A 24362-nucleotide genomic window follows, 5' to 3' on the forward strand; every position below is an offset into this window, starting at 1 on the left:
CTCACACCTCCTGGGCGGCGGCGCCCCTGGCCTGGGCCAGGGTGTCGAGTTCCTGGAGCACGGGCAGGGCCAGGGCGAAGGCGGTCGCGGGCCGTTCGTCGACCAGGCTGCGGGCGTGGTCGAGGCGGCTCTCGATGCTCCGCATGGCTCTGGCTCTGGCTCCGTCGGCCGCGGCGGAGGCCTCCAACTGCTCCCTGCCGAACAGGTGGGTGGCCTCGCTGAGCAGTTCCCGTGCGAACTCGGCGAGTTCGGGGCTGCGGATGGGTTCCTGTTCGTACAGGATGCGGGCGGCGACGAGGCATTCGGTGACGCGCTCGGTGATGCTCCAGGACATGCGCAGTCCGGCGTCCTGGGCGTCGGGGTAGACGGCCTGGATGTTGTCCCAGAGGCCGGCGCCCTCCTCCTCGTCGATGCGCCGCTTCCACAGGTGTTCGAAGGACTGCTCGGCGAGGCGGAGCAGGCGGTCCTGGGCGCCGATGTTCCGGGAGAGTTCGGCGAGCTGGATGATCCGCTTGAGGAGCTGGGCGGAGAAGTCGGTCATCCGCCACAGCAGTTGGCCGCCGGCGCGCTCGGACCCGGCGAGCGGCATGGTGACGCCGGGGGTGTGCAGCAGGAGGGTCGGGTCGTTCTTGGTCATGCGGCTGGTGACCCGGCCCCGGTCGGCGAGGCGCTCCATGATGGCGACGGTGCGGGTGAGGTCGTCGTCGGTCGCCTTCCGGCGGACCAGGTCGTGGACGAGGATGGCCGCGACGGTCAGCGAGAAGTACTCGGACTCCAGGCGCAGGCCGGTGGTCTGCCAGGGCAGGTCCTCCAGGGGCCAGCGGTCGGCGCCGAAGCGGGCGATCGCGGACCAGTACTGCTGGCTCAGCTCCCAGCGCAGGCGCAGCATCTCGGCGAGCTTCTGCTGGTCCTCGTCGAGCAGGCCGAGGGTGAGGGTGCGGTCGGAGAAGAGGTCCTGGATGCCGTCGAGGGCGACGACGGTGAAGTACACGTAGGGCAGCCGGTCGGCGATGCCGTCGGGCTGGCCGGGGGCGTCGACGGTCAGGTCGGTGATCCTCGGGGCGTCCTTGACGATGCCCCAGGCCCAGCCGCATTCGAAGAGCTGGCTCTCGTCGCGGATGCCCTCGTCGACCTGGATGCCTCTGGAGAGGCTCTCGATGATGGTGGCGCGCAGCGGGCGTAACCGGCGGGAGAACTGCTGGAGGACGATCCGGTCGGACTGTCCGCCCTGGCCGATGACCTGGATCAGCCGCTTGCCCTGTTCCGACTCGGCGTCGAAGACGTTGACGGTGAAGGAGCGCAGCAGGCTGATCATCGCGGCGGTCAGCCGGGCGTTGGTGGCCTCCCGCAGCTCGCCGACGGCCTTCAGGACCTCGGGCCGGGTGGTGGTGCCCTCGTAGACCTTGAGGAAGCCGAGGGTGGCGAGGCAGAGCGTGACGGACATGGAGTAGGAGTCGACCACGCCCAGCTGGCGCTGCTCGTGGCTGATCGTGCCGCCGGGCTCGGAGGGGCGGAAGTAGTGTCCGCCGGAGAAGGTGGGGCTGTCGTCGGTGCCGGTGTGGGTGCGCATGAACTGGGTCAGCGCGGCGATCAGGTTGGGCGGGATCTCCAGCCGGCTGCCGACCCGGTCGAGGGCGCGCAGGACGTCACGTTCGGTGGTGTCCGGCTGGTCGAGCCGGAAGGCGGGCACCTCGGTGGCCGGATACAGCAGGCACAGCAGGCGTTCGGCGTCCGCGACGCTGCTCAGTCCGTCGGTGTCTCCCCGGACCAGCTTCCCGTCGTCGAACGAATGACGGGCCATGGCCTGCCAGATGTCCAGCAGGTGCTGGCGTGGCTTGATCTGCATCCCCGCACCCCTCGTACAGACCTCGTTGCCCTGTGTTCGGCATGTCCCCGTTGCGATGGTCCCCGTTGAGCATGTCCCCGTTCCTACGGGGCGGCAATCGCCGAATTGCGCCGTCCCAGGGCGAGGAGCATTCCCTCGTGCCCCGGCCGCACCGAGTGGTGCAGATCGTGGATCTCCAGCTCCTCGGTGAACGGCTCCAGGCTCTGGCCGACCGTTTCCTCGTTCACCCGGTAGGCCGGGTAGTCGTGGGCGCCGACGCGGTAGCCGACGGACTCCTTCATGAAGGCGGCGGCGAACGGCGCTCCCTCGCCGAGCGCGTTCATGAAGCAGCGCACGCCCCGGTGGAACTCCTCGGGCGCCTCGGACATGGAGTCGGCGACGAAGAACATGGTCCCCAGCGACCAGCGCCGGTCCCCGCCCTCCAGGTCGAACAGGTTGCCGCGCTCGACCCGGACGATGTCGGCGACCAGCGGTCTCGGTTCGACGGCGGCGTAGGCGGGGGCCTCGCGCAGCACGTCCCAGAAGGGGTCCCAGGCGATGTCGTACCCGGCCGGGGCGACCTGCTTCTCCAGGTATTCGACGTTCGGGTGCGCGTACTCCAGCAGGAGCAGCTTCTCGCACCAGGGCAGCATGGACAGGGCGGGATACAGGTTCGCGCCCGCGCCGACGTCGATGCCGCGCGCGGAACGCGGGGGGACTCCCTCGAAGCAGCGGGTGAAGTAGTCGCGCATCAACCGGACGATCAGCAGGTCGACTTCGAGCGGTGTCCGGTAGTTGTTGTCCACGTACACCTCTGGATCGAACTTCGACCAAGGCGCGTCGGCGTTGCGATCCATAATCACCCTGCCACGTTCCATTCGAATTTGGACAAATCCCCAGTACTGTTCACGGTAAGTGACCCGGCCACTACGGACCAGTACGGGAATACGCCATCCTCATCCGACCGGCGCACGTCGGGCGCATGGTCGCACACCCGAACTCGCCCTTGCATGAGGGAAGTTGGACGCTCACTCTAGCCAGAAGCAGACACTGGCCGCCACATGAGTCCTTCACTCGACCGTGTGGGGCACGGATGCCCAAGAGTTGACGCAGACCAGGGGGTTGCATGACCGCCGAACCGCTGGAACGTTCCCTCGACCACCACGACCCGCTCACCCGGCCCGGACTGCCACCGGACGACCTGCCACTGGACCTGCGCACGGCCCGGGAGTCCGACCTGCCGGAACTGCGGCGGCTGGACGAGGAGGTCTTCCAGGACTTCGCCTATCCCGGGTTCCTGCTGCGCCAGCTCTTCGACATGTACGAGGAGCACTTCCTGGTCCTCGACGACGGGACGGGCCGGCTGCGCGGCTACGTGCTGGCCGCCACCCGGACGCTCGGCAGGGACAGCTGGATCCTCGGGCTGTGCGTGACCCCGGACCGGCGCCGCCACGGGCTGGGCCGGGAGCTGATGCGGGAGGCCCTGAGCCGGTTGCGCCGGGACGGCATACAAGTCGTCCGCCTCACGGTGGAGCCCGCCAACCTCGCCGCCATCTTCCTCTACCGTTCGCTCGGCTTCCGCCCCGAGGAACCCGACGGCGGCCTGCGTCCGGACTACTTCGGCCCGGGCGTGCACCGCCAGATCATGCGGCTGGACCTCGCGCCCGGCTAGGAGGGCGTGCCCGCCGAGTCCAGGAGGCGGGTCACGTCGTCGGAACAGATGGTCAGGGCCGCGCCGACGGTGGCCAGGGCGTCGCGTTCGGCGGGGGTGTAGGGGCCGTCCGCCAGGGCGATGCGGGCACCCTGCAGCAGGATCGACTCGCGGCCGACGGCGGCGAGGTGCGGTGCCAGCGGGTCGAGCGCCTCGTGGAGTTCTATCGCCAGGCCCGGCACGCAGGGTTCGCCCCGGACCCGGCCGGTGTCCGCCTCCAGCGCCTCGACGAGCGCGTTCAGCTGCTCCTCGGTGCAGTCCTCGAAGCCGGCCGCGCGCACCGCGACGGTCGCGGTCTCCAGCGAGGTGCGGGAGCAGGTGCCGCCCGCGGTCAGGACCGCGAGGGCGACGGTGTGGACGGCGTCGCGGAGCATCGCGGAGAAGCGGGTGGTGGTCGGGTGGTCGAGGACGTCGGTGCCGTAGTGGCGGCGGCAGGCCGCGCACTCGACGGTCGGCGCGGACTCGCCGCGGGGCAGCACGGGCACGCCGAGCAGCGTGAAGCGGCGGCGTCCGGTGAGCCGCGCGTAGTTGCGGTCGCCGCCGCAGCCGGGGCAGAAGAACTCGCCGTCGCCGACGGGCGTCCACGCGGTGCGGGTGCCCAGGATGCGTGGCAGCCGGGCAGCTCGGCTGTTTCGTCCCCGTCCAGGCTGCACGTCGCACCTCCATAACGGCGCGACAGCATCGTCGCGCTGGCGTGATGTTAGCCACATCACCGACGTGGAGTCAGTACCCAGGACGAGACCTTTCCGTGACCATCACAGATATATGGCCGGTATATGACGGGGTCCCGCCCGCCGGATTCCGGCGAGCGGGACATCAAACCACTGATTCGGCTGGTCAGCGGGCCGCGCGGTTGACGGCGGAGACGATGGCCTTCAGCGAGGCGCGCGTGGTGTTCGCGTCGATTCCGATGCCCCACAGCACCTTGTCGCCGATCGCGCACTCGATGTAGGAGGCGGCCTGCGCGGAGGCGCCCTCGCTCATCGTGTGCTCCTGGTAGTCCAGCAGCCGTACGTCGATGCCGACGCCCTGCAGCGCGTGGAAGAACGCCGAGATCGGGCCGTTGCCGGTGCCGACCAGGGTGGTCTCCGCGCCGTCGACCGTGGCGTCGACGGTGAGGGTGTCGACGCCGTCGCGGTCGGTCGTGGTCTGCCCGTTGGCCACCTGGATGCGGCCCCAGGGGTTCTCCGGGTTGGGCAGGTACTCGTCCTGGAAGACGTCCCAGATCGCCGTCGGCGTGATCTCGCCGCCCTCGGCGTCGGTCTTGGCCTGGATGAGCTTCGAGAACTCGATCTGCATCCGGCGCGGCAGGTCCAGGCTGTGGTCGTTCTTCAGGACGTAGGCGATGCCGCCCTTGCCGGACTGCGAGTTGACGCGGATGACGGCCTCGTAGGAGCGGCCGACGTCCTTCGGGTCGATCGGCAGGTACGGGACGGCCCACTCGATGTCGTCGACGGTGACCCCGCGAGCCGCCGCGTCGGCCTCCATCGCGTCGAAGCCCTTCTTGATGGCGTCCTGGTGGGAGCCGGAGAAGGACGTGTAGACCAGGTCGCCCACGTACGGGTGGCGCGGGTGGACCTCCATCTGGTTGCAGTACTCCCACGTGCGACGGATCTCGTCGATGTCGGAGAAGTCGATCTGCGGGTCGACGCCCTGGGAGAACAGGTTCATGCCCAGGGTGACCAGGTCGACGTTGCCGGTGCGCTCGCCCTGCCCGAACAGGCAGCCCTCGACGCGGTCGGCGCCGGCCATGACCGCCAGCTCGGCCGCCGCCACCGCCGTACCGCGGTCGTTGTGCGGGTGGACGGACAGGCAGACGTGCTCGCGGCGGGACAGGTTGCGGCCCATCCACTCGAAGCGGTCGGCGTGCGTGGACGGCGTGGAACGCTCCACCGTGGCGGGCAGGTTGAGGATGATCTCGCGGCCGGGACCGGGCTGGTAGGTGTCCATCACCGCCTCGCAGACCTCCAGGGCGAAGTCCAGCTCGGTGTCGGTGAAGATCTCGGGGCTGTACTGGTAGCCGAACTCCGTCTCCGGGCCCAGCAGTTTCTCGGCGTACTCCATGACCAGGCGGGTGCCGTCGACCGCGATCTGCTTGATGTCGTCCCTCGAGCCGCGGAAGACGACCCGGCGGAAGACGGGGGCGGTCGCGTTGTACAGGTGGACGGTGGCCCGCCGGGCGCCCTTCAGGGACTCCACCGTGCGCTCGATCAGGTCCTCGCGGGCCTGGGTCAGTACGGAGATGGTGACGTCGTCCGGGATGGCGTCCGGGTCCTCGATGATGGAGCGTACGAAGTCGAAGTCGGTCTGGCCGGAGGCCGGGAAGCCGACCTCGATCTCCTTGTAGCCCATCTTGACCAGCAGGTCGAACATGGCGCGCTTGCGGACCGGCGACATGGGGTCGATCAGGGCCTGGTTGCCGTCGCGCAGGTCGGTGGAGAGCCAGCGGGGGGCGGTGGTGATCCGCTGGTTCGGCCAGGTGCGGTCGGCGATGTCGACCTGCTCGTAGCCGCGGTACTTGGCGGTCGGCATGGGGCTGGGCTGCTGGCGGTTGGCCATGATGGCGTGGGCTCCTCGTGATGTCCGCGGTGTCAGCGGGTGACGGCGGTGTCACCGACCTCAGCGTGTGACGTCCGCGTGTCCGGAAGGACGGCCGACGGCACCACCAAGCTCCGCGGGGAGGGAGTCGGCCTCTACAGGCCCTCGCCGCGGCAGCTAAGGAGAAGCAGCCCGAATCGCATGGTGCCCAGCACCCTAGCCGAGTCACGCGGGTCACGCGGGTCCGTATCAGTATGCGGGACCGGGGTGAGAAAGGGGACAAAAAGTGCCGTATACCACTCCCGGCCAGGCCACGGGGGCCCCTTCCCGTCACTGTGCACCGATCGTGGTTGCGGGTAGTGACAGTGCGGTCACACAGTGCGAGAGTGCCGGACATGACCACACACGGGGGCTTCCAGCCCGTCTTCTGCACGATCGTCCCGCCCCACGTCCTCGACCGGCTCGCCCGGAACACGGACCCCGTGCTCGCCGGGCCCGCCCGCCGCACCATCCAGCGCGACGCCCTCGAACGCGCCCGCCGCGGACTGACCACGGTCGTCGGCGCCCCCTCCGTGGCCCCGCGCGCGGACGCGGAGCCCGGGAAGCCGCGGCGCACGGTCTACGACGCCGGGCACGGCACCGACCTGCCGGGCAGCGAGGTGCGCGGTGAGGGCGAGGAACCCGGCCAGGACGCCACCGTGAACCGCGCCTACGCGGGCCTGGGCGCCACCTTCGAGCACTACCTCAAGGTCTACCGGCGGGACTCCATCGACGGCGCGGGCCTGCCGCTGGACGCGACCGTGCACTACGACCGCGAGTACAACAACGCGTTCTGGAACGGCGAGCAGATGGTCTTCGGCGACGGGGACGGCGAGATCTTCCTCGACTTCACCATCGCCCTGGACGTGATCGGCCACGAGCTGACCCACGGCGTCACCCAGCACACCGCCAACCTGACCTACTACGGCCAGCCCGGCGCCCTCAACGAGTCGGTCTCCGACGTCTTCGGCTCCCTCATCAAGCAGTACGCGCAGGGCCGGACCGCCGCCGAGGCCGACTGGCTGATCGGCGCCGGGCTGCTCGCCCCGCGGGTCACGGGCGAGGCGCTGCGCTCCATGAAGGCACCCGGTACGGCCTACGACGACGACGTGCTCGGCAAGGACCCGCAGCCCGCGACGATGGACGACTACGTGCGCACCGGCCGCGACAACGGCGGCGTGCACATCAACTCCGGCATCCCCAACCACGCCTTCTACCTCCTCGCCACCGAGCTGGGCGGACACGCCTGGGAGCGGGCCGGACAGATCTGGTACGACGTGCTGACCGGCGGCGAGCTGGCCGAGGACGCCTCGTTCACGGACTTCGCGACGCTGACGGTGAAGGCCGCCCGGGAGCGCTACGGCGACGGGGACGAGCTGGAGGCGGTCGGCAAGGCCTGGGAGCAGGTCGGGGTGCGGACGCTGTAGTTCCGTACTAGACACGGGTCCATGCGGATTCAGGTGAGGCGCACAGGAGGCTTCGCGGGCATCGAACGCCACGCGGAGGTCGAGACCGCGGGACGCCCCGACGCGGACGAGTGGCATGCCCTGGCCGAGCGGGCGGTCGCCGACGGCCGGAGCACCCCGCCGGTCGGGGTGCCGGACGGGTTCAGCTACCAGCTCACCGTGGACGGGAACACGGTGTACGCCGCCGATCCCCGGCTGACGGACGAGCAGCGCGCGCTGATCTCGCGGGTGCTGAAGGAGGGTGCGTAACACCGGTCGGGTGCGCGGGCGTTGACTTCCCTTACCGGGGGTACGGATGATCCGCGCATGGCGACTGACGCGATGCCGGCGAATCCGATGCCGCGGTTCCCGGACGGCTTCCTGTGGGGCGTGTCCACGTCCGCGCACCAGATCGAGGGCGCGGCCGGGCTGCGGGCACCGTCCGTGTGGGACGCCTTCACGGCGGAGCCCGGCCGGGTGAAGGACGGTGCGACGGCGGCGGTGGCCTGCGACCACTACCACCGCTACCGCGAGGACGTGGCGCTCCTGGCGGGCCTCGGCGTGGACGCGTACCGCTTCTCCGTCTCCTGGCCCCGGGTGGACTCCCCCGGCGGCCTGGACTTCTACGACCGCCTGGTGGACGAGCTGTGCACGGCGGGCGTGCGGCCGGTGCCGACGCTGTTCCACTGGGACCTGCCGGCGGACCTGGACTGGCTGGAGCGGGACACGGCCGCCCGGTTCGCCGAGTACGTGTCGGTCGTCGCGGAGCGCCTCGGCGACCGGGTCGGCAAGTGGATCACCCTCAACGAGCCGGCCGAGCACACCCTGCTCGGCCACGCCCTGGGCGTCCACGCCCCCGGCCGGGAGCTGCTGTTCGACGCCCTCCCGGCCGCCCACCACCAGCTCCTCGCGCACGGCCTGGCGGTACGGGCCCTGCGCGCGTCCGGCGCCTCTGACGTCGGCATCGCCAACTCGCACGGCCCGGTCTGGCCCGCCTCCGACGACCCGGCCGACCGGGAGGCGGCGGACTTCTACGACCTCCTGCTGAACCGGATGTTCGCCGACCCGCTCCTGACCGGTCGGTACCCGGAGGGCATCGGCGAGCTCATGCCCGGTTCCGCCGAAAGGGTGGAGGCCGACCTGGAGATCATCGCCGAGCCGCTGGACTGGTACGGGGTGAACTACTACGCGCCGACGCGGGTGGGTGCCCCGCAGGGCGCGGAGATCGAGTTCGGCGGGGTGACGCTCCCGGCCGAACTGCCCTTCTCGGTGCGCCGGATCGAGGGGCGTCCGGTGACGGACTTCGGCTGGCCCGTGGTCCCGGAGGGGCTGACGGAGCTGCTCACCGGCTTCCGGGACCGCTACGGCGACCGGCTCCCGCCGGTCGTGATCACGGAGAACGGCTGCTCCTACGAGGGCCTCGACGACCGGGACCGCATCGCCTACCTGGACGGGCACGTGCGCGCCCTGCACCGGGCGGTCGAGGCGGGCGTGGACGTGCGCGGCTACTTCGTGTGGTCGCTGCTGGACAACTTCGAGTGGGCCGAGGGGTACGCCCGCCGCTTCGGACTGGTCCACGTGGACTTCACGACGCTCGCCCGCACGCCCAAGGCGTCGTACGGCTGGTTCCGGGAGCTGCTCGACGGGCAGCGGCGGGTACCGGTCGGATAAACCCCTCGGTGCTGTCGGCGGGGAGTCGTACGCTGGAGTCAGCAGACACACCCGTCACGCGGCGGACGCCGCAGAGGAGGACGAGCAGGCCTAGAGCGCCGGCCCATGACTCAGACACCCTCAGCCCACACCCCCGCGCAGGGGCAGGCGAGCGCACGGATCAGCGTCCCCGCCCAGCACCCCATGGTGACCGTACTGGGCTCCGGAGACTCCCTCCTGCGCGTGATCGAGAAGGCCTTCCCGGCGGCCGACATCCATGTCCGGGGCAATGAGATCAGCGCCGTCGGCGACACCCATGAGGTCGCCCTCGTACAGCGCGTGTTCGACGAGATGATGCTGGTGCTGCGCACGGGGCAGCCGATGACGGAGGACGCAGTGGAACGCTCGATCGCCATGCTCAAGGCGAGCGAGAACGGGGAGAGCGACGGCCAGGAGACCCCGGCCGAGGTGCTCACGCAGAACATCCTGTCCTCGCGCGGCCGCACGATCCGCCCCAAGACGCTGAACCAGAAGCGGTACGTCGACGCGATCGACAAGCACACCATCGTCTTCGGCATCGGCCCGGCGGGCACCGGCAAGACCTACCTGGCGATGGCCAAGGCGGTGCAGGCCCTGCAGTCCAAGCAGGTCAACCGCATCATCCTGACCCGCCCGGCGGTCGAGGCCGGTGAGCGGCTCGGCTTCCTGCCGGGCACCCTGTACGAGAAGATCGACCCGTATCTGCGCCCGCTGTACGACGCGCTGCACGACATGCTCGACCCGGACTCGATCCCGCGGCTGATGGCGGCGGGCACGATCGAGGTCGCCCCGCTGGCGTACATGCGCGGCCGTACGCTGAACGACGCGTTCATCATCCTGGACGAGGCCCAGAACACCAGCCCCGAGCAGATGAAGATGTTCCTCACCCGGCTCGGCTTCGAGTCGAAGATCGTGATCACGGGTGACGTGACCCAGGTCGACCTGCCCGGCGGCACGAAGTCGGGTCTGCGGCAGGTGCAGGAGATCCTGGAGGGCGTCGAGGACGTCCACTTCTCCCGGCTCACGTCGCAGGACGTCGTCCGGCACAAGCTGGTGGGCCGTATCGTCGACGCCTACGAGCAGTACGACAGCAGGAACGGCACCGAGAACGGCGGCCACAACGGCGGCCGGACACCGAGACACGGTGCCAAGGCCAAGGGGAAGTAGACCAGCACGACCATGTCGATCGACGTCAACAACGAGTCCGGAACCGAGGTCGACGAGCAGGCGATCCTCGACATCGCCCGCTACGCGCTCGCGCGGATGCGCATCCACCCGCTCTCCGAGCTCTCGGTGATCGTCGTGGACGCCGACGCCATGGAGCAGCTGCACATCCAGTGGATGGACCTGCCGGGTCCCACCGACGTGATGTCCTTCCCGATGGACGAGCTGCGTCCGCCGTCCAAGGACGAGGAGGAGGCGCCGCAGGGGCTGCTCGGCGACATCGTGCTCTGCCCGGAGGTCGCCGCCAAGCAGGGCACCGAGGCGCCGACGGAGCACTCCATGGACGAGGAGCTCCAGCTCCTGACCGTCCACGGGGTGCTGCACCTGCTCGGGTACGACCACGAGGAGCCCGACGAGAAGGCCGAGATGTTCGGTCTGCAGGCCGCGATCGTGGACGGCTGGCGTGCGGAGCGGGGCCTGACCGGCCCGTCCCCGGCCCCGACGGTCTCATGAGCCTCCCGCTCGTCGCCGGCGCCGTCGCCCTGGTGGTGGTCGCCTGGCTGGCCGCGTGCGCGGAGGCGGGGCTCGCCAGGGTCTCCAGCTTCCGCGCCGAGGAGGCGGTACGGTCCGGGCGCCGGGGCGGCGAGAAACTCGCCCAGGTCGCCGCCGACCCGACGCGCTACCTCAACGTGGCGCTGCTGGTCCGCGTCGCCTGCGAGATGGCGGCCGCCGCGCTGGTCACGTACGCCTGCCTGAGACAGTTCGACGGCACCGGAGAGGCGCTGATCATCGCCATCGCGGTGATGGTGCTGCTCTCCTACGTCGCCGTCGGGGTCTCGCCGCGCACCATCGGGCGCCAGCACCCGCTGAACACGGCGACCGCGGCGGCCTACGTGCTGCTGCCGCTGGCCCGGATCATGGGCCCGATCCCTTCGCTGCTGATCCTCATCGGCAACGCGCTCACCCCCGGCAAGGGCTTCCGCCGGGGCCCCTTCGCCTCGGAGGCGGAGCTGCGGGCGCTGGTGGACTACGCGGAGGCGGAGTCGCTGATCGAGGCCGAGGAGCGCCGCATGGTGCACTCGGTGTTCGAACTGGGCGACACCCTCGTGCGGGAGGTCATGGTGCCGCGCACCGACCTCGTCGTCATCGAGCGCTACAAGACCATCCGGCAGGCCCTCACCCTCGCCCTGCGCTCCGGTTTCTCCCGGATACCGGTGACCGGCGACAGCGAGGACGACATCGTCGGCATCGTCTACCTGAAGGACCTGGTCCGCAGGACGCACATCAGCCGGGACGCGGAGAGCGACCTCGTCTCCACCGCGATGCGCCCGGCGTCGTTCGTGCCGGACACGAAGAACGCCGGTGACCTGCTGCGCGAGATGCAGAAGGAGCGCAACCACGTCGCCGTCGTCATCGACGAGTACGGCGGCACGGCGGGCATCGTCACCATCGAGGACATCCTGGAGGAGATCGTCGGCGAGATCACCGACGAGTACGACCGGGAGCTGCCGCCGGTGGAGGAGCTGGGCGGGGACCGTTTCCGGGTGACCGCCCGCCTGGACATCGGCGACCTGGGCGAGCTGTACGGCCTGGACGAGTACGACGACGAGGACGTGGAGACGGTCGGCGGCCTGCTCGCGAAGGCGCTGGGCCGGGTCCCGATCGCCGGGGCGTCCTCGATCGTGGAGCTGCCCGACGGCCGGGAACTGCGGCTGACGGCGGAGGCCGCCGCGGGCCGTCGGAACAAGATCGTGACGGTGCTGGTGGAGCCGGTCGCCGCGGCGAAGCCGGCCGAGGAGGCCGTGTCCGAATGACCCCGGCGGAGCTGCGCGACTTCTGTCTCTCCTTCAACGCGGCGCAGGAGGACTTCCCCTTCAACCCGGAGACCTCCGTCTTCAAGGTGCTGGGGAAGATGTTCGCGCTGACCTCGCTGGACGGGCGCCCGCTCACCGTCAACCTCAAGTGCGACCCGGACGACGCGCTCCGGCTGCGGCGCGAGCATCCGGGGCTGATCGTCCCGGGCTGGCACATGAACAAGCGGCACTGGAACACGGTGACGGTGGGCGACGGTCCCGGCGGCGGGCTCCCGGACCGTGTCGTCCGGGAGCTGGTCGAGGACTCGTACGACCTGGTCGTCGCCGGTCTACCGCGCGCGGACCGGCTCCGCCTCGACCGCCCCTGAGGCGGTGCGGGCCGCCCGCAGCCCCACCGCGACCAGTACGGCCGCCGCCAGCACGATCACCGCGTCCAGGACCAGCACGGTGTGGACGCCGGACCCGAGGTCGGTGGCGGTCGTGGCCAGCACGCCGAGGAGCGGGATGCCGACGGTGATGCCGACCTGCTGGGTGGAGGTGACCAGGCCGGTCGCCAGGCCCTGTTCCTCGTCGGGGACGCCGGAGGTGACCGTCAGGCCGTAGGAGATGATCGCGCCCAGGTGGCACATGCTGGCCAGGGACACGGCGGCGGTGGCGAGCACCACCGACCAGCCGCCCTCGCCCAGCGCGAGCAGGGACAGGCCGATCGCACCCTGTCCGGCGAGCGAGCCGACGAGGGTGCGACGGGCGCCGAAGCGGCCGATGACGCGCGGGGCGTACGAACCGGCCACCACCGACAGCACGCCCTGCACCCCGAAGACGAGACCGGTCTCGAAGGCGCTCAGGTGCAGGATCTCCTGGAGGTACAGGGTGAGCACGAAGACGACCGTCGACATCATCGAGAAGGTGACCAGCCCGCCCAGGTTGCCCCAGGCCACCGTGCGGCGGCGCAGCATCGGCAGGGAGACCAGGGGAGCCGCGCTGCGGGACTCCACGGCCACGAAGGCGGCCAGGAGCAGCAGGCCCGCGGCCAGGGTGACGAGGACGTCGGTGCGGCCGAAGCCGTGCTCGGCGGCCGTGGTGAGGGCGTAGATCAGGGAGAGCAGGCCGCCGGTGACGGTGACGGCGCCGGGGACGTCGAGACGGGGCCGCTCCGGGGTCCGCGACTCGGGCAGCAGGCGTGGCGCGAGGGGCAGCACGATCAGGGCGAACAGCGCGAGCAGGCCCATCGTGGAGCGCCAGCTCAGCAGGTCGGTCAGGACGCCGCCGGCCACCATGCCGACGGTGAAGCCGAGCGAGAGCAGGGTGCCGGAGATGCCGAGGGCGCGGTCGCGGGCGGGGCCCTCCGGGAAGGTCGTCGTCAGCAGGGACATGCCGGTCGGGACGATGGCCGCCGCGCCGAGGCCCTGGAGGGCGCGTCCGGCGAGGAAGGAGGCCGGGTCCCAGGCGAGGGTGGCAAGCAGGGAGGCGGCGCCGAAGAGCGCGAGTCCGGCGAGGAAGAGCCGCCGGCGGCCGTAGAGGTCGCCCATGCGCCCGAAGAGCAGCAGGAACCCGCCGGAGGGCAGCGCGAACGCGGTGACCGCCCACTGGAGGGCGGAGGTGCTCATGCCGAGGTCCGCGCCGAGTACGGGCAGGGCGACGTTCAGGACGGAGAAGTCGAGCGCGACCATGAACTGGGCCGCGCAGAGCACGAACAGGACCAGCCGGTCGCGGGGCGAGAGCCGGGGAGCGGCCTGCTGTTCGGCAACGGGGGTCGGGGTGGTGTCGATCGCCATGGACATGAGCCTCGGGCCCCCGGAATAGTTGTGGGGAGACGCCGATTGTTCTGGTGGTGCCACCACCAGGCACCGGCGGGTTGGCTACGGGGGGAGTACGTACGTGCCGGACGTGATCACGAGGACCGGGACCGCGGGCCGGGACCGGCGCCGCAGTGAGCTGCGGGAGTTCCTGATGAGCCGCCGGGCCCGGGTGTCCCCGGCCGAGGTCGGTCTGCCGGACGGCGGGGCCCGGCGCCGCACGCCGGGGCTGCGCCGCGAGGAGGTGGCCGTGCTCGCCGGGGTGGGCGCGTCCTGGTACCAGTGGCTGGAGCAGGGTCGCGACATCTCCGTCTCCCCGCAGGTGCTGGACGCGGTCGGGCGGGTGCTGCGGCTCAGCAACACCGAGCGCCGCCACCTGTACGTGCTGGCGGGGCTGAACCCGCCCGCGGCCGAGGTGGAGCCCTCGAAGCGGGACATGTGCGAGGGGCTGCGGCGGCTGATCGACACGTGGATGCCGTATCCGGCGCACATCATGGACCGGTACTACAACTGCGTGCTGTACAACGACGCGGCGGCGATGGTGCTGGGCATGCGGCCGGAGACGACGTGGAACTGCATCATCGACTACTTCACCGACCCGCTGTACCGCTCCCGGGCCCGCAACTGGGAGCACAACGCGGGCACGGTCGTCGCCCAGTTCCGCGCGACCTGCGCGGCCAACCCGGACGACGAGGGCTTCCAGCAGGTGCTGGCGGACCTGAAGGAGGCCAGTGCCGAGTTCGCCGCGCTGTGGGAGGAGCGGGACATCGAGGACGCGGGGCAGATCCGCAAGGAGCTGGACCACCCGCTGGTCGGCCTGCTCAGCCTGGAGTCGACGGCGTTGCAGGTGCCCGCCCGCCCCGATCTGACCATCGTGCTGCACACGCCGCTGGAGGAGGCGAACACGGCGGCGAAGCTGGAGTGGCTGGCCTCGCCGGAGGGCCGGCGCGGGGCGATGTACCCGGTGGCGGGGTGAGAGCGGGCCACTGCCCGTGCGGGAGCGGACCGGTGCCGGGGTGAGCGGACCGGCGCCCGGCGGGGCTACGTATGCTCACCCCATGACCACCGAGACCCCCGGCCTCGACCCCGAGGACCGCAAGATCGTCACCCTGGCCCGCTCGGCCCGCGCCCGCAACGGCGTGCCCGAGGGTGCCGCCGTACGCGACGAGACCGGCCGCACGTACGTCGCCGGGACCGTCGCCCTGGACTCCCTTCAGCTCAGCGCCCTGCGCACGGCGGTGGCGATGGCGGTGGCGTCCGGCGCGAAGTCGCTGGAGGCGGCAGCCGTGGTGACCGAGTCGGACTCGGCGTCGGACGAGGACCGGGCGGCGGTACGGGACCTGGGCGGGCCGGAGACGCCGGTGCTGGTGGCTTCGCCCGACGGGACGGTGCGGGAGACGGTCAGCGCGGGCTGACCGAGGTCGTACGCTCTGCCGCGGGCCGGCGGACTGCCGGCTGCCCGGAGCGGGTCAGTCCGCGATGTCAGGATTGCCTCTGGGCACCGGGGTGACGAACCGTTGATAGGCCAGAGCCCACACGCCCGTCTCGCGACGCACCTTCCGCATCGTGGACAGTGGATCGTCGGCCCAGCCCTGGAGCAACGACCGGATCGCCACCTGGCACGAGCGCTCGTAATCCACCGCCCCCTGCGCGCTGGCCACTCCGGCTTCCAGGAAGCCGACCGCCTCCACGGCCAGTGCCGACACGTCCTCCTGCGACACCTCCTCCCGCCCCGCGAAGTCGGCGAGCGCCGTGGCGGCGAGGTCGCGGTAACTCCCGAGGAATTCCTCGGGAAGGCCAAGCTCCCGGGACTGCTCCCCCAGTACACGGTTCGCGTCCTCGGCCTCGGCCACGACCCCGGGATGGATGTCGGCGCCTCGCAGGTGGCGCCAGACAGCTCTCATCCCGGCGTCCATTCGGTAGTACAGGGACCGGAGACGTTCATCCGGACAGGCGGCGAAGACCGCGCCGCCTGTCCGCAGGACCGCAGAGGCGTTGAAGGCCAGAGCCACGCCCCGGGCCGCGTCCTGCATGTACTTGCTCCTTCACGGATGGTCACTGCGGCTGTGGGGAAGCGATCCTCTTCGCTCCCCCACAACCCTCATCAGTTGCCTACCACTGTGCTGTGGTGTCTGAGGTGATGCTCGCGCCTCGTCTTGTCAGGAAGTTCTGACACGCGGGGCAGATAGGTCTGCTGACCACGAGCAGACGCGGCTGGATCTGGAGAATACCTGCCGCTTCCGTCCACAGTTTGACCTCGGCGTGCCACAGATCGTCCTTGGCGACAGTCCTCGCCGGCTGCGGCACACGGATGGCAAGGGTGCCGCTGCCGAGCGAAGGGAGAGACGTCCACTGGCGCTGTGTGAGGTCCGCGCGCGCACCCACCGCCACGAGGTCCAGCCCCCCGCTCGGGGTGTCCGCGTGCAGCGCGCCCATGGTGCGCCAGCCCGCGCCTCCCCCGGCCAGGTCGGTCATGTCGTCGACCATGTCCTGGAGGTGGTCGGGATCTGCTCCACCGGTACCGCAGTTGTGGACCAGTACCGGCGCCGCCCCCGCCACCACGAAGTACGTGTGGACGTTGCCGACCGTCAGGTTGTGGACCGTCGATCCGGGGCTCGTCCAGCGCTTTACCGCGGTGATCTGGACGTGGGTGCCCGCGCTGGTCTGGAGCCACTGGCCGGAGCGGAGGTCGGTGGCGTCGATCCACTTGCCCAGTTCGGGGACCCAGAAGGGGTGGCCGTCGGTCGCGGTGACCTGGGCCGTCTTCGTGCCCGCCTTGCCGTCGGTGTCGATCGTGACCTTGACCAGGTGCTTCAGGCCCTCGCCCTTGATCTCGGCGGTGACCGTCTCGACGCGGCGCTCGCCGGTCTTCGGGTCGGTGGCGATCACCTTGTCGCCGGCCTCGACCTGCTCGATCGGCTTCGTGGTGCCGTCGGCCATCAGGACGCGGGTGCCCGGCACGAAGCTGTTGCCGACCGGGCACGAGCCGCCGCCGTCGGCCTTGCCCGAGCCGCCGCTTCCGCTGCTGCCGCCCTTGCTGCGGGAGGAGCCACCGGAGTTGCCGCCGGGTTTCGAGGCCGCCTTCTTGCCGCCCCCGGAGGACTTGCTGACCGACGACACCTTCGGGGCGGCCTTGGCCTGGGCCCGTTTCTGGACGGCGTTGCCGGTCTTCTTGGCCTGGGCGGCGGCCCGGTCGGCGGTTCTCTTCGCCTGTTCCGCCGCCTTCTTCTTGGCGCGTTGCGCGGCTTCCTTCTTCGCCTTCTCGATCGCCGCCTTCTTGGCCTTCAGTGCCGCCGACTCGGCCGCCTTCGCGGCCTTCAGCACGGCCTCGGCCGCCTTCTTCGCCTTGCGGAAGGCCTGGATGGCGTCGATGGTGCGGTCGATGGCCTTGAGGACGCCGGGGATCTTGCCGGCCTTGAACCACGGGATGGCTCCGATGACCATGCCCGCGCAGGACCACATGTCACCGCCGAAGCAGGCCATGGCGTCGTTGATGCCGATGAAGTCCTTCAGCGTGCTCCACGCCGCGCCGAGGATCACCGAGGTCAACGACTTGCCCATGGTGGCCTGCGCCTGGGAGACCTCCGCCGCCGACAGTCCAGCTCCCACGAGGGCCGCGGCCTTCTCGGAGGCGGTCAGTGAGATGGCCAGACCCGTCGGGTCGGACATCGTCACCGGGTTGTTGTGCGCGTAGGAGTACCCGTTGGACTGGAGCAGGTCGTTCAGGTCCAGCACCGGGTCCGCGGACAGGAAGCGTCCGACCACGGGGTCGTAGAGCCGGGCGCCCAGCGGCTGGTACCCGGAGGAGTCGTCGCGGGTGGCGCCCAGGAACCCCGAGTGGGTCTGCAGGTCGTTGCCGACCGTGTCGGCGCCCCGCTGGTTGCCGAACGGGTCCTGCTTGCGGATGCGGACCGCCATGTCGTCGTAGAGGGCGACCTCCGCGTACGTGCTGCCCTGGTGGTCGCCGGCCAGCGCGACCAGGGTCTCGTTGCCGTTGCCGTTGGCGTAGCGCATGACCGCGCCGCCGGGGGCCGAGTAGGTGCGCTGGGTGTTCACCAGGGTGCCGCCCGGGCGGACGGTGACCTCGGCCTCGCCCAGGTACAGGGTCGCCTGCTTGTCCTTGATCCGCAGCAGCTGTGAGCCGTCGGGACCGTAGATGTAGCGGGTGTCGTTCTGCGCGGACCACTGCTGCTCGGCCTTGTCGGCGCCGCAGGTGGCGAGCACGATCGGCGTCGAGTCCGCCGAGTTCGCGTCCTTGACCGCGACGCACAGGCCCGACGCGACGTGGGTCAGCCGGCCGGAGGCGTCGCGCTTCAGTTCCTGGGCGGCCGAGCCGTCGCACTTCTGGAGCTGGACGGCGGCGCCGGCCGTGTTGCCGGCGGGCTGCAGGCACCAGTCGTCGTGGACGACCATGGTGCCCCGGTCGGGGTCGGTCTGCGCCGCTCCCGGGGTCGGGGCGAAACGCCAGTTCTGTGCCGTCGTGGCGTTGCAGGAGTACAGCTGGATGGGCTGTCCGGCCACGGCCGTGCCGCTCTTCAGGTCGAGGCACTTGTCGGCCAGACCCACGTACGGGGTCTCACCGCCGGCACCCTGGCCCTTGATGCGGTCGATCTTGCCGTCGTAGGTCCAGGTCAGTTCCTGCTGGTCACCATTCTCGAGGGAGGTGACGGACTTGGTCTCGCCGGTCAGCTCGTACAGGCGCTCGGCCTCGGCCTTGACCTGCGCGCCCTGCGGCGTGGTGTAGGCCTTGGACACCTTGGTCAGCGTGTGCGGCTGGGTGCCGTCAGCCTTGCCGTAGGAGTACGTGGTCGTGGCGTCCTTGGCGGTGGCGCCGGTGAGGTCCTTCTCGGTCAGCTTGGTGCGGTTGCCGACGAGGTCGTACTCGTACTCCTGCCAGTAGCCCGAGCCGTCCTTGCCGGCGGCCACGTTGAGGGTGCCGTCGCCGTTCTTCGGGCCGGTGCAGGCGGTCTGGTCCTTGGCGGTCCAGGCCGTCTTCAGCTGACCGAGCGGGTCGTAGGCGAAGCACTCGCGCTCGGCGATGCCCTCCGAGTGCTCGCGGATGGAGGTGACGTTGCCCGACTCGTCGTAGGCGTAGGAACGGTTGGAGACGAGGTGGCCTGCGACGATGCTCTGGTCGCCGCGCTGCTCGCGGTAGACCGACTGCTCCTTCAGCTCACCGGTGGACTCGTCGTACGAGCTCTGCGTCCACACCCGGTACGGCTGGGCGCCCAGCGTCGAGCGCAGCACCTGGCCGTAGGAGTCGTAGACCGTCTCGGCGCCGTACCAGTCCTTGCCGGAGACCGACAGGGGCTTGCCGTACTTGTTGTAGCGGACGACGAGCTTCTCGGCGTCGAAGCGGCCGACGGCCGGCAGCGTGGCTTCATCGAGGGCGCCGGTGTCGTTGTAGGTGTAGCCGTAGGTGTAGGAGGTCTTCAGACCCCAGGTGTCGGCCAGCGTCTGCGGCAGGGTCAGCGTGGTCGAGGTCGGGTCGTAGTCCTCGGTGTAGCCGTTGACGCGCTGGGTGTAGGGCTGACCGTCGGTGTAGCGGGTGGCGGTGGCAGGCATGCCCTTGCCGCCGGGGGCGGAGTCGTAGCCCATGTCGGCGAGCAGCTTGCCGGTGGAGTTGTCCAGGCGCTGCTGGGTCGGGCGGGACAGGAGGTCGTAGCCGTTCCAGACGGTGACGCCGCGGGCGTTGGTGGTGGTCACCGTCCGGTCGCGGTGGTCGTAGGTGGTGCGTGTGGTGCCGGTGTCCGGGTCGGTGGCACTGGTCTGCCGGCCGCGGTGGTCGTACGTCCACGCGTACGGGTGGGTGGGGTCGGCCGAGTTGGCCGCCTTCACCAGCTGACCGCGGTTGTCGTACGTGTACCGCATCGACGTGAAGCCGCTGGGCGCCGAGTCGAAGGTGTCGACCCGGGAGGTGCGGCCGAGGGCGTCGGTGTAGACGCGGTAGGAGGAGGTCCCGGCCGGGTTGACGACCTTGGACCAGTCCTGGCCGTACTCGTACCGGGTCGCCTTCGCGGGCACCGGCTGGGAGGTGGCCTCCTTGGTCTCGGGGTCCATGACCTTGAGGACCGGCGTCTCCTCCAGCACGCGGCCGAGGCCGTCGTAGGTGTACTGGGTGATGTTGGGGACGGCCGTGTCGGCGAGCGGGGTGAACAGCTCGCCGGTCTTCGCCTCGTGGGTGAGGTAGGCGTTCCTGGTCTGCCAGATCTCGCCGGAGCTGTTGTAGAGCGTGTCGGTGATCAGGTGACCGCCGCCGTCCGCCTCCTCCTGTGTCTGCCGCTCGCGGCCGAGGCCGTCGTAGAGGGTGACGGAGGCTTCCACGCGGTCGTTGTGGCCGCGGGTGTAGCTGATGACGAACGGGGGTTTGCGGTCGGGGTTCTCCGGGTCGTACTTGGGGACGGTGTAGACGGTCTCGAGGTCCGGCACGGCGGAGCTGGACGGGGTGCGGCCCGGGCCCCAGGCCTTCAGGAGGCGGCCCAGGGGGTCGTACTCGGCCTGGCTGACGTGTCCGTTGGCGTCGGTGGTCTTCAGGGTCGTCGAGCGGCCCGGCTCCAGCACCTGCTTCTGGGTGTGGCCGGCGGCGTTGGTCTCGGTGACCTCGAAGACCTGGCCGGTGGCCGGGGTGTACGCGATCGTGCCGGACTTGCCGTCCGGGTCGGTCTGCCTGACGACGCGGCCCACGGCGTCGAACTGGCTGGTGCCGTTGGTCTGGAAGCCGGTGCCGGCGCCGTTGAGCGACCAGGTCTCGGTGGCCAGGCCCCGGGTGGTGTCGGCGAGCGCGGTCCCGTAGCCCGTGCCGTCGTAGGCGGTGCGGGTGGCGCCGCTGAGCGTGGACAGGTCGGAGAAGTCGGCGTTCGCGCAGGTGGTGGGCGAGACCAGGACCTGCTTGGTCAGGCCGATGAGGTTCTTGCCGGTGTGGTGGAGGTACTCCGTCCGGGTGCAGGACTCGTCGCCCGGCTTGCCGGTGTCCCCGAGCGACTCGACCTGGGTGGGCAGGCCGTGCGTCGACTCGTACTCGGTCTTCGTCTCGACGACCCGCTGCGTTCGGTCGTCGTCACCGGTGCCGGAGGACTTGGTGTACGCGACCTCCCTGGGCTCCGTGACGCGCCAGGCGCGCAGCGGTTCCAGCCCGTCGTCGCGGTCGCGTCTGCCCAGTTCGGTGGCGGCCGGGACGGTGACGCTGCGGGACAGCCAGTCGGTGTCGGCGTCGGAGGCGTCGGTGTAGGTCAGTTCCTCGGCTATACGGCCGGCGAAGGGCTCGCGGTCCTTGGCTATCTCGGCGCCCGTGATGTCCTTCACCGGGACGGTGTCGCCCATGCCGCGGAAGTAGCGGGTGACGGCCTTGGACTTCTTGCTGCCGAAGCTCGGTTCGTCCGTGCCCGTGATGACCGTGGTCTGCTCGAACCCGGCGAAGTGGGAGTAGGTGCGGGTCGACTTCTTCGAGAATTCCGACTGGGAGAGCTTCCAGCCGGGGTTCTTGTACTCGTAGGCCGTGCGGGTGCCGAAGGAGCCGTCGACGTTGGGCAGTTCCTCGATGGAGTCGACGACGTACTTGTGGAACCAGTCGATGTCCTCGGCCTCGGGGTCGGGGCTCCAGAACTGCGGGTAGCACAGGCGGGTGTTGGACTTCAGCGCGGCGGTGTCCGACTTGCCGGGCAGTCCGGTGCCGGTGGCGCAGTCGCCGGTGGCCGGCTTGTAGGTGACGACAGTCTCGCCGCCGTACTCGTTGATGACACGCGCGATGCGCAGGCGGGAGAAGCCGGGGCGCGGGTCGTTCGGCCGCATGACCCGGTTGGGCATGTCGTCCGCGTTGGACTCGAAGCGTACGGCGTTGAGCTCGACGCGGGCGTCGCCCTCACCGTTGCGGGCGAAGCCGGTGCGCTTGATCGACTCAAGCCACAGGGCGGTGTTCGGGCCGGTTTTCAGGACCGGGAAGCTCTGCTCGAGCGCGTACCGGTCGACTAGCTGGAGGGCGTCGGTGTCGGTCCGCCGTTGGGCGGACGTCTTGATCTCCTTCAGGCGCATCCGGCTCCAGAAGGAGGGTCCGGCGTTCCAGCAGGTCTTGCCGGAAGAGCACCGCAGGTCGGCCGGGGTGTCGTACCAGATGCGGTACTTGCCCGGGTCCTTGTCGGTGAAGTTCTCCTCGGAGCAGGTCAGCGAACCCTCGGTGAAGCAGCGGTCGTCGACGACGAAGTCGACGCGGGCCGGGGCGGGCTTCGAGAAGATGCTGTCCTTGCGCTGGCCGTAGTCGATGTGGGTCAGGTAGCCGTCGCGGTCGTAGGGGACGGGGGCCTTGAAGTTGAAGTTGCGCGCGTAGTAGTTCTTGTCGGTCTTCCACCACAGGGACATGGCGTTGCCGTGCACGTCCTCGACGTAGTCGAGGTTCCAGCGCCAGGCCTGCGTGCACCAGGAGCCGGCCCAGTCACCGGCCTTGTAGCAGTCCTCGCCCGGGTGGTTGCCGTACACCGGAACGGTCAGCACCGAGTCGGTGACCGGCTTGCCCTCGGCGTGGCCGGGAAGCCGGTTCAGTCCGAAGTGGTAGCGGATGCCGTCCCGGGTGGTGACGATCCAGTACTCGCCGTTCCTGGCACCGTTCTTCGTTGCGGGGTCCTCGACGCGCTCGATCCTGGCGCCGTCGCCGTTGGCGGTGAACCACTTGCCCCGGTCCTTGTCCCAGACCAGCTCGGTGGTCGTGCCGCCGAGCGACAGGGTGGCGTTCTCCGAGCCCCAGCACAGGTCCGCGGTGCGGTGGGTGGCGTTGTTGGACCCGGCCTTCTTTGAGTCCTGACGGCAGTTGGCGTAGGTGCGGGTGATGGAGCCCGGGTTGTAGTCCCAGCCGTCGCCGATCCAGGAGGCCTGGTTGTTGGTGGCGGAGGTGCGCCCGTCGACGGACTGCGAGGAGTAGCCCAGCGCGATCTTCGGCATCAGGCCGCCCGCGGTCTCGGGGACCTGGACCTGGTAGCCGTAGGTGAAGGCGCCGGAGGAGGCTCCGGCGGACCAGGCGCCCGAGGTGAGCAGCGGTGTCGCGGTGAAGTCGCCCGCGGCCGAGGCGCCGGTGTCCATGGCGCCGACCACCTGGGGGCCGGAGGCGTCGACCGCCTGGAGGGCGCCGGTGCGGGCCGATGCCGTGCGGGCGGAGGCACCCGACGGCTTCGGGGCGGACTCGGCGGTCTGCCCGGTGGTCGCTTCGGCGCCGAGCAGGTCGGCGACCGGCACGGAACCGGTGAGGATCTTGTGGCTGGTGGCCTTCCGGGGGCTCTTCGCTCCGGTGGGGGCGTCGGCCGCCGGCACCACCTCGACCGTGCTGGCCAGCCGCTCCGGCTTGGCGTCGGCCTTGCCCGACATGGTCTGCGCGCCACCCTCGGCGGCGCACTCCCCGCTGTCGGGGGAGGTCAGGACGCATTCGGGCAGCAGGACCAGGCCGAAGCGGTCGGCGGCCTGCGGTCCGTAGAGGTCCGCGAAGGAGGTGGTGTCGACGGCGAGCGCCACCTGCGCGGCCGGGTCGGCGGTGGCCGGCGGGGTGACCTGCATGATCAGGCCGGAGACGCCGGCTTCCTGGGACGCGGAGGGCGCGGCCAGGTCGACCTTCCACTCTCCGGCGACGTCGGCGGCGTCGACACCCTCGGGGACGCCCAGCGCGACGGGCAGACCGCCCGAGACCGGAACCGTGCTGCCGGCGGCGGCGTCCGCCGCCAGGGTGGCGGTGCCGCTGCTCTCCGTCCAGGGGGTGACGGCGGTCGGCGCGTACGGGTCGACGGGAATCACGGGGGCGGTGGTGAGGTTCTTCTCCGCCTCCTCGTCCCCGTCGACGGCGGCGTTCTCCGGCAGGTCGGGGAGGTCGATCGCCTCCTCGCGGCTCATGCCCGGGCCGGGTACCGCCCACGCCTCCGCGCTGAGGGTCGTGACCATCATCGTGGAGCACAGCAGGAGGACGGTCGCCGCGCGGCTGTGCCGGCGACGCCGTCGTTGTGGCTCCGTCAGGGCCGGGCGTCTACGCCCCAGCCAGGACAGCGGACTTTGAGCACGCATGCGCGTCGACTCCCACCCAGGCAAACGAATGTGCCCGCACCCTCTGTCATGAGCGCCGCAGGCATCAAGATCGATAAATCGACCTCGAATCCCATCCGTGTGATCCACACCACGCCCGATGTCACGCCAGAACAGCCCTTCTCATGACTGGCGCGATGTATGGCGGAAATCGGCCTCATCGCCGCACAACAGGTGATCAAAAGCCGCACAAGGAACACGTGAATGCGGCCTTGAACGATCACAAGACGATCATCACAGATTCATAAATTCTTCATACGTGGACGACCTGTGCGGATCATGTGATCGTGT

At 70.3% G+C, this 24362-nt stretch carries 17 protein-coding genes; 10 read left to right on the forward strand and 7 right to left on the reverse strand.

What is annotated here, in order from left to right; genetic code table 11:
* Position 1 precedes the first annotated feature (1 nt).
* Together C4J65_RS09505 and C4J65_RS09510 are read right to left on the reverse strand one after the other, a co-directional pair.
* The gene (locus C4J65_RS09505; protein WP_115742019.1) at positions 2-1846 is read right to left on the reverse strand and encodes an SCO2524 family protein; all 1845 of its coding nucleotides are present in this window, start codon (positions 1844-1846) and stop codon (positions 2-4) included.
* Positions 1847-1929: 83 nt separating this feature from the next.
* Positions 1930-2703 (reverse strand): SCO2525 family SAM-dependent methyltransferase, encoded by a 774-nt coding sequence (locus C4J65_RS09510; protein WP_115742020.1) that lies wholly within the window; start codon positions 2701-2703, stop codon positions 1930-1932.
* Between the two features lie 248 nt (positions 2704-2951).
* On the opposite strand from C4J65_RS09510, the gene C4J65_RS09515 reads away from it, so the two are divergent.
* Positions 2952-3497, forward strand: coding sequence for a GNAT family N-acetyltransferase (locus C4J65_RS09515; RefSeq protein WP_115742021.1), 546 nt, complete (start codon positions 2952-2954; stop codon positions 3495-3497).
* On the opposite strand, the gene C4J65_RS09520 is transcribed toward C4J65_RS09515, so the two are convergent.
* Both C4J65_RS09520 and leuA read right to left on the reverse strand, forming a co-directional pair.
* Entirely contained in the window at positions 3494-4189 is a 696-nt protein-coding gene (locus C4J65_RS09520) for a TerB family tellurite resistance protein (RefSeq protein WP_115742022.1), read from the reverse strand. The two genes, C4J65_RS09515 and C4J65_RS09520, sit on opposite strands and share 4 nt — an antisense overlap.
* 184 nt (positions 4190-4373) lie before the next feature.
* Complete coding sequence (gene leuA / locus C4J65_RS09525; protein ID WP_115742023.1) at positions 4374-6095, reverse strand: 2-isopropylmalate synthase; 1722 nt, start codon at positions 6093-6095, stop codon at positions 4374-4376.
* Between the two features lie 374 nt (positions 6096-6469).
* On the opposite strand from leuA, the gene C4J65_RS09530 reads away from it, so the two are divergent.
* The 7 genes from C4J65_RS09530 to C4J65_RS09560 all read left to right on the forward strand — a co-directional run bounded on the left by C4J65_RS09530 (position 6470) and on the right by C4J65_RS09560 (position 12593).
* Positions 6470-7540 (forward strand): M4 family metallopeptidase, encoded by a 1071-nt coding sequence (locus C4J65_RS09530; protein ID WP_115742024.1) that lies wholly within the window; start codon positions 6470-6472, stop codon positions 7538-7540.
* Positions 7541-7561: 21 nt separating this feature from the next.
* Positions 7562-7828 carry a protealysin inhibitor emfourin gene (locus C4J65_RS09535; RefSeq protein WP_115742025.1) on the forward strand — a complete coding sequence of 89 codons (267 nt, stop codon included), beginning with the start codon at positions 7562-7564 and terminating at the stop codon, positions 7826-7828.
* 57 nt (positions 7829-7885) lie between these two features.
* Positions 7886-9229, forward strand: coding sequence for a GH1 family beta-glucosidase (locus C4J65_RS09540; protein WP_115742026.1), 1344 nt, complete (start codon positions 7886-7888; stop codon positions 9227-9229).
* Between the two features lie 105 nt (positions 9230-9334).
* On the forward strand, positions 9335-10414 hold the full coding sequence (locus tag C4J65_RS09545) for a PhoH family protein (protein WP_115742027.1): 1080 nt from the start codon (positions 9335-9337) through the stop codon (positions 10412-10414).
* A 12-nt stretch (positions 10415-10426) separates the two neighbouring features.
* Positions 10427-10924 carry an rRNA maturation RNase YbeY gene (ybeY, locus tag C4J65_RS09550; protein WP_115742028.1) on the forward strand — a complete coding sequence of 166 codons (498 nt, stop codon included), beginning with the start codon at positions 10427-10429 and terminating at the stop codon, positions 10922-10924.
* The gene (locus C4J65_RS09555) at positions 10921-12225 is read left to right on the forward strand and encodes a hemolysin family protein (protein ID WP_115742029.1); all 1305 of its coding nucleotides are present in this window, start codon (positions 10921-10923) and stop codon (positions 12223-12225) included. The genes ybeY and C4J65_RS09555 overlap by 4 nt, the downstream gene beginning before the upstream one ends.
* The gene (locus C4J65_RS09560) at positions 12222-12593 is read left to right on the forward strand and encodes an MmcQ/YjbR family DNA-binding protein (RefSeq protein ID WP_115742030.1); all 372 of its coding nucleotides are present in this window, start codon (positions 12222-12224) and stop codon (positions 12591-12593) included. The genes C4J65_RS09555 and C4J65_RS09560 overlap by 4 nt, the downstream gene beginning before the upstream one ends.
* On the opposite strand, the gene C4J65_RS09565 is transcribed toward C4J65_RS09560, so the two are convergent.
* A complete protein-coding gene (locus C4J65_RS09565) occupies positions 12555-14000 on the reverse strand; it encodes an MFS transporter (RefSeq protein ID WP_162833098.1) in 1446 nt (481 codons plus the stop codon). The two genes, C4J65_RS09560 and C4J65_RS09565, sit on opposite strands and share 39 nt — an antisense overlap.
* A gap of 103 nt (positions 14001-14103) precedes the next feature.
* Here C4J65_RS09565 and C4J65_RS09570 point away from each other — a divergent pair, with 103 nt between their 5' ends.
* The gene (locus tag C4J65_RS09570; RefSeq protein ID WP_162833099.1) at positions 14104-14997 is read left to right on the forward strand and encodes a helix-turn-helix transcriptional regulator; all 894 of its coding nucleotides are present in this window, start codon (positions 14104-14106) and stop codon (positions 14995-14997) included.
* Positions 14998-15079: 82 nt separating this feature from the next.
* Positions 15080-15436: a cytidine deaminase gene (locus C4J65_RS09575; protein ID WP_115742032.1), complete on the forward strand. Its 357-nt coding sequence runs from the start codon at positions 15080-15082 to the stop codon at positions 15434-15436.
* Positions 15437-15490: 54 nt separating this feature from the next.
* Here C4J65_RS09575 and C4J65_RS09580 read toward each other — a convergent pair whose 3' ends face one another.
* Together C4J65_RS09580 and C4J65_RS09585 are read right to left on the reverse strand one after the other, a co-directional pair.
* Positions 15491-16054, reverse strand: coding sequence for a hypothetical protein (locus tag C4J65_RS09580; protein ID WP_115742033.1), 564 nt, complete (start codon positions 16052-16054; stop codon positions 15491-15493).
* Positions 16055-16133: 79 nt separating this feature from the next.
* Positions 16134-23933: a ricin-type beta-trefoil lectin domain protein gene (locus C4J65_RS09585; protein ID WP_240330628.1), complete on the reverse strand. Its 7800-nt coding sequence runs from the start codon at positions 23931-23933 to the stop codon at positions 16134-16136.
* Between the last annotated feature and the right edge of the window lie 429 nt (positions 23934-24362).

The organism is Streptomyces sp. CB09001, from assembly GCF_003369795.1.
Classification (GTDB): Bacteria; Actinomycetota; Actinomycetes; order Streptomycetales; family Streptomycetaceae; genus Streptomyces.